This is a genomic window from Psychrobacter sp. CAL346-MNA-CIBAN-0220 (genome assembly GCF_040309805.1).
Lineage (GTDB): Bacteria > Pseudomonadota > Gammaproteobacteria > Pseudomonadales > Moraxellaceae > Psychrobacter.
On record NZ_JBEOPF010000183.1, the window covers coordinates 1 to 278 of the forward strand.

Here is a 278-nt window from a genome sequence, read left to right on the forward strand (position 1 = left end):
GTATTAGCCTTTGCTAAACGCAAGCTAATACTATGTGGAAAGACTTTATCTAAACCATCACTCTCATCTGTATCGACTTTCGGTACAACCTTAACCGTCATCAGCTCATCACGGCGAAACAAATGGCATTCAATGTCGTGTGATGCATCATTGAATAGTGCTAGTTGTTTGTTATCTGCTTTGATACCATCAATTGCGATAATAACATCATGTGCTGAGAGTCCAGCTTTTGCCGCGGCGCTCGCGCGCGCTACCTTACTGACCTTGAGTCCCATTGG

General features: G+C 44.2%; 1 protein-coding gene. It reads right to left on the reverse strand.

From position 1 onward, the window contains the following. The coding region (locus tag AAEY88_RS13240) for a PDZ domain-containing protein (RefSeq protein ID WP_350563134.1) at positions 1-278 on the reverse strand (278 nt) is incomplete at both ends.